This is a genomic window from Jatrophihabitans sp. (assembly GCF_035474675.1).
Classification (GTDB): domain Bacteria; phylum Actinomycetota; class Actinomycetes; order Mycobacteriales; family Jatrophihabitantaceae; genus Jatrophihabitans_A.
Genome location: NZ_DATINC010000176.1, coordinates 1 through 5,547, shown reverse-complemented (window position 1 = coordinate 5,547; position 5,547 = coordinate 1). Strand labels below are relative to the sequence as shown.

The following is a 5,547-nucleotide window of genomic DNA, read 5'->3' as shown; positions in this document are numbered from 1 at the left end:
GGCGGCGCGCCGGCCGAGGCCGAGGCCGAGCAGGATGAGTTCGACGTCATCCTCGAAGCTGCCGGTGACAAGAAGATCCAGGTCATCAAGGAGGTGCGCACCCTCACCAGCCTCGGCCTGAAGGAGGCCAAGGACCTGGTGGACGGCGCCCCGAAGGCCGTTCTGGAGAAGGTCAACAAGGAAGCCGCCGACAAGGCCCGCGCGGCCCTGGAAGGCGCCGGCGCCACGGTGACCGTCAAGTAGTTCCCGCACTACCCGGTTTCCACTGGGGGCGGTCCGTGACAACGGGCCGCCCCCAGTGCCGTCCGTAGAGCCTGATATCCGTCCGTGGAGCCTGATATCCGTCCGTGGAGCCTGATATCAGGCGCTTCACCGTTTCCTCCGTCGCGCGCCGTCGCAGCCCCGCTACTCTGTGCCAGTGCCCGGCGGCTGGGTGTGATCGCTGCGGTAACCGAATAGCGGCTAGGTCGTTTGTCACCGCAGACGCTGGTTCCGCTGCGATCCGGCGCGCCCCTTTTTCTCGGCAGAGGAACCCGCGGGCGAGGGAGGAGCTGGGGTGGGAGTCGAGGTTGCTGTCAAGGGCTTGACCAAGTCCTTCGGCAAGCAGGTCATCTGGAGCGATGTCACACTCACCCTGCCTCTCGGCGAGATCAGCGTCATGCTCGGCCCGTCCGGCACCGGCAAGTCGGTCTTCCTCAAGACCCTGGTGGGCCTGCTCAAGCCCGACCGCGGCTCGATCGTCATCAAGGACGTCGACCTCGCCCGGTGCAGCGAGCACCAGCTGTATGAGACCCGCAAGCTGTTCGGCGTGCTGTTCCAGGACGGCGCCCTGTTCGGGTCGATGAACCTCTTCGACAACATCGCCTTCCCGCTGCGTGAGCACACCCGCAAGAGCGAGACCGAGATCCGCCAGATCGTCTCGGAGAAGCTTGAGATGGTGGGGTTGACCGGCACCGAGAAGAAGCTGCCCGGTGAGATCTCCGGCGGCATGCGCAAGCGGGCGGGCCTGGCCCGCGCCCTGGTGCTGGATCCGGAGATCATCCTGTTCGACGAGCCGGACTCCGGCCTGGACCCGGTCCGGGTCGCCTACCTGAACCAGCTCATCGTCGACCTGAACGCCCAGACCGACTCGACGTTCCTGATCGTCACCCACGACATCGGCACGGCGCGGACCGTGCCGGACAACCTCGGGCTGCTGTTCCGCCGCGAACTGGTCATGTTCGGCCCGCGCGAGGTGCTGCTGACCTCGGACGAGGCGGTGGTGGAGCAGTTCCTCAACGGCCGCCGCGAAGGCCCGATCGGGATGTCGGAGGAGAAGGACGCCGGCCAGGTCGCCGCCGAGCTGGCCGCGCTGGATACCACCAACGGCCCGCCGGCGCCGGGAACCGGCCCGAAGGGCGCCACCGGCAGCGGGGTGCCGCCGCAGCTGCTGCCCTCGCCCGGGCTGCCCGAGCGCAAGGCGGCCGGACGGCGGCAGGAGCGGGTGCTGCAGATGTTGCACACCCTGCCGGAGAAGGCCCAGGAGGCCGTCAAGCGCGCCCTGGACGACGAGCACCGGTCCCGGTTGCCGGAGTATGAGTCGGTGGCCGAATGAGCTCGCTGTCCCCGGCAGCCGGGATCAGCCACGCCGGCCGGCTGTTCGCGCTGTTCCTCGACGTCGTCCGGTTGACCTTCAAGCGGCCGTTCCAGTTCCGGGAGTTCGTTCAGCAGGCATGGTTCATCGCCAGCGTGACCATCCTGCCGACGGCCCTGGTCGCGATCCCGTTCGGCGCGGTCATCGCCCTTCAACTGGGCACCCTGACCCGGCAGCTGGGCGCCCAGTCCTTCACCGGCGCGGCCTCGGTGCTGGCCGTCATCCGGGAGGCCAGCCCGATCGTCTGCGCGCTGCTGATCGCCGGCGCCGGCGGCTCGGCGATCTGCGCGGACCTGGGCAGCCGCAAGATCCGCGACGAGATCGATGCGATGGAGGTGCTCGGCATCTCCCCGGTCCAGCGGCTGGTTGTGCCACGGGTGCTGGCCTGCATGTTGGTGGCCACCGCGCTCAACGGCCTGGTCAGCGTGGTCGGCGTCGCCGGCGGCTACTTCTTCAACGTGGTGCTGCAGGGCGGCACGCCAGGCGCGTACCTGGCCAGCTTCTCCGCCCTCGCCCAGCTGCCCGACCTGTACGCCGGCGAGCTGAAGGCGGTGGTGTTCGGGTTGATCGCCGCCGTGGTGGCCTCGCACAAGGGCCTCAACGCCGGCGGCGGGCCGAAGGGCGTCGGCGACGCGGTGAACCAGTCCGTGGTCATCACCTTCCTGCTGCTGTTCTTCGTCAACTTCGTCATGACGGCCGTGTACTTCCAGGTCGTCCCGCCGAAGGGGTCCTGACCTGTGAATGAGCATCGCAGCGAGGGACGAGCGAGGAGCGCAGCCAATGGCTAGCACCGCACTGCGCTCGGTGAGACGGGCGGCCGGGCGGCCGGTCGGCGCGCTGGACGACCTCGGCGAGCAGCTGCTGTTCTACGTCAAGGCGCTGGCCTTGACGCCCCGCACCATCCGCCGCTACAAGAAGGAGGTACTGCGGCTGCTGGCCGAGGTCACCTTCGGCACCGGCGCGCTGGCGGTGATCGGCGGCACGGTGGGCGTGATCGCGTTTCTGTCCTTCTTCACCGGCACCGAGGTGGGCCTGCAGGGCTACGCCGCGCTCAACCAGCTCGGCGCCGGCCCCTTCACCGGCTTCATCTCCGCCTACTTCAACACCCGCGAGATCGCGCCGCTGGTGGCGGGCCTGGCGCTGTCGGCCACCGTGGGCTGCGGGTTCACCGCCCAGCTCGGCGCAATGCGGATCTCGGAGGAGGTCGACGCACTCGAGGTGATGGCGGTCCCGTCGCTGCCGTTCCTGGTGACCACCCGGCTGATCGCCGGCTTCATCGCGGTGATCCCGCTGTACGTCATCGGCCTGCTGTGCTCCTACCTGTCCGCACGCACCATCTCCACGGTGTACTACGGGCAGTCGACCGGTACCTACGACCACTACTTCCGGCTGTTCCTGCCGCCCACCGACGTGCTCTGGTCGTTCTTCAAGGTGCTGGTGTTCGCGGTCGTGATCGTGATGACGCACTGCTACTACGGCTACACCGCCAAGGGCGGCCCGGCCGGGGTGGGCGTGGCGGTCGGCCGGGCGGTCCGGACCGCGATCGTGGCCGTCAACGTCATCGACTTCTTCCTGTCGCTGGCCATCTGGGGTGCCACCACCACCGTCCGGATCGCGGGGTGAGCCGGGTGCGGGGCAGCGGTATGCGCGCGGTGCGGGTCCGGCTGGCCGGCCTGGTGTTCCTGGCGGTGCTCGCCGGCCTGCTGAGCCTGTCGATCGCGGCCTACCGGCAGGTGTTCACCAAGGTCACTCTGGTCACCCTGGACACCGACCACACCGGAGCGCAGCTGCTGCCGCGCTCGGACGTCAAGCTGCGCGGCATCCTGGTCGGCACCGTCCGGGAGATCTCGACCTACAACGTGCCGGCCGCCGCTGGCCAGCAGCCCGAGACCCGGGCCCGGCTCACCATGGCGCTGGACCCGGCCAAGGCCAAGCTGATCCCGGTCGGCGCCGGCGCGCTGCTGCTGCCCAAGACCCTGTTCGGCGAGCGGTACGTGGCACTGCAGGTGCCCGCCGACCTGACGGGTGAGCGGGCCCGTCCGGTCCGGTCCGGCGACACCATCTCCGCGGGCCGGGACGCGATCGAGGTCGAGCGGGTGCTCGACGACCTGTACCCGGTGCTGCTGGCGCTGCATCCAGAAGACGTCAAGGCGACCCTGACGGCGCTGGCCACCGCGCTGCAGGGCCGCGGCAAGCAGCTGGGCGACAACCTGGCCGCGTTCAACGACTATCTGCTCAAGTTCAATCCGAAGGTGCCGGAGCTGGCCGACGACCTGGCCAAGCTCGGCCAGGTGGCCACCCTCTACAACGACGCCGCGCCCGACCTGCTGGCGAGCCTGGGCAACCTGCAGACCACCTCGCGGACCATCAGCAGCCGGCCGCAGGCGCTGGACCAGTTGCTGACCGCGGCCACCTCGACCTCCGACGAGCTGGACGGCTTCCTCACCGCCGACGGTGACTACCTGATCCAGCTGGCCGCCTCCTCGGCCCGGGTGCTGCGGGTGCTGGCCGACTTCTCACCGGAGTACCCGTGCCTGGCCCAGGGCCTGGCCGGCCTGGAGCCGCGGCTGGAGGACACCTTCGGCGGCAAGCAGCCCGGCCTGCACATCACCCTGGAGTTCATCAACAGCCGGGGCAAGTACGTGCCCGGCAACGAGCCGCGCTACGTCTCCGGTGGCGGCCCGCACTGCTACGGCCTGCCCAGCCCGCCCAAGCCGTTCCCGGGCATCAACTTCCCGGACGGCGCTCCCGCGGCGGGGCCCGCCTCGCTGCCCGGCGCCGACCGGGCCGCCTACCACGCCGGCGGGGTCGGCTCGCCGGCCGAGACCCGGCTGATCTCGGCGCTGCTGTCGGGCAGCTACGGCGACGACCCGGCGAAGGTCCCGGCGCTGGCCACGCTGCTGGCTGGGCCGCTGCTGCGCGGCAGCGAGGTGACGGTCGGATGACCAGCTCGCGCGAAGAGGTGACGGTCGGATGAGGGGCCTGCTAGCGCCGCTGGTCAAGCTGGTGGCCTTCCTGCTGGTGACCACGATGGCCACCTACGTGCTGGCCGCGACCATCAGCAACGCCGGCTACGGCAAGGCGGTCAGCTACTACGGCCTGTTCTCCGACGCCACCGGGCTGCTGGCCGGCGACGACGTCCGGGTGTCGGGGGTGCGAGTCGGCTCCGTCCAGTCGATCAAGCTGGTCCGCGAGTCCAACCCGGCCGACCCCGCCTCGGCCAGGTTCCTGGCCCAGGTCAAGTTCGACGTCTCGGTGGACCGGCCGCTGACCAGCTGGGTGCGGGCCAAGCTGCGCTTCCGCAACCTGGTGGGCCAGCGCTACCTGGCCCTGGAGCAGGGCAGCGAGATTCCCGGGGTGCCGGAGACCACGCTGAAGCCGAAGGCAGTGATCCCGCTCAGCCAGACCCAGAACGCCCTGGACCTGTCCACCCTGTTCGCCGGCTTCAAGCCGCTGTTCAGCGGGCTGGACCCGGCCGAGATCAACAGCCTGTCGATGCAGATCATCCAGACCCTGCAGGGCGAGGGCGGCACCGTCGACAACCTGCTGCGCCAGACCGCCGAGCTGACCTCGGCGGTGGCCGACAAGGACAAGGTGATCGGCGACCTGGTCGACAACCTGTCCGCGGTGCTGGACACCCTCGGCCAGCGCGAGGCGAAACTGTCCGAGCTGATCGTGCAACTGCAGCGCTGGGTGTCGGGCCTGGCCGAGGACCGGACCGCGATCGGGAACTCGATCACCGGCATCAACAACCTGACCTCGGCGACCGCCGGCCTGCTGGACAAGGCCCGCCCGCAGCTCAAGCAGGACGTCGAGGACCTGACCGGGCTCGCCCAGACCCTCAACGCCGGCAACACCACCGTGGACGGCATCCTGCAGCGGTTCCCGAACAAGATCGCCACCCTGACCCGGAC

General features: G+C 69.8%; 6 protein-coding genes. All 6 read left to right on the top strand.

Translation table 11 applies throughout. The features are described 5' to 3' along the window. Positions 1 to 243: 50S ribosomal protein L7/L12 (rplL, locus tag VLJ82_RS20260; RefSeq protein ID WP_408665181.1), on the top strand; the 243-nt coding region annotated here is incomplete at its 5' end. Between the two features lie 313 nt (positions 244 to 556). Further along, a complete protein-coding gene (locus VLJ82_RS20255; protein ID WP_408665180.1) occupies positions 557 to 1,594 on the top strand; it encodes an ABC transporter ATP-binding protein in 1,038 nt (345 codons plus the stop codon). Continuing rightward, on the top strand, positions 1,591 to 2,367 hold the full coding sequence (locus tag VLJ82_RS20250; RefSeq protein WP_408665179.1) for an MlaE family ABC transporter permease: 777 nt from the start codon (positions 1,591 to 1,593) through the stop codon (positions 2,365 to 2,367). Before VLJ82_RS20255 ends, VLJ82_RS20250 begins: the two co-directional genes overlap by 4 nt. 46 nt (positions 2,368 to 2,413) lie before the next feature. Beyond that, positions 2,414 to 3,256, top strand: coding sequence for an MlaE family ABC transporter permease (locus VLJ82_RS20245; RefSeq protein ID WP_408665178.1), 843 nt, complete (start codon positions 2,414 to 2,416; stop codon positions 3,254 to 3,256). Beyond that, positions 3,253 to 4,578 (top strand): MCE family protein, encoded by a 1,326-nt coding sequence (locus tag VLJ82_RS20240; protein ID WP_408665177.1) that lies wholly within the window; start codon positions 3,253 to 3,255, stop codon positions 4,576 to 4,578. The genes VLJ82_RS20245 and VLJ82_RS20240 overlap by 4 nt, the downstream gene beginning before the upstream one ends. 28 nt (positions 4,579 to 4,606) lie before the next feature. Further along, positions 4,607 to 5,547 (top strand): MCE family protein (locus tag VLJ82_RS20235; protein WP_408665176.1); only part of this gene is annotated, 941 nt, incomplete at its 3' end.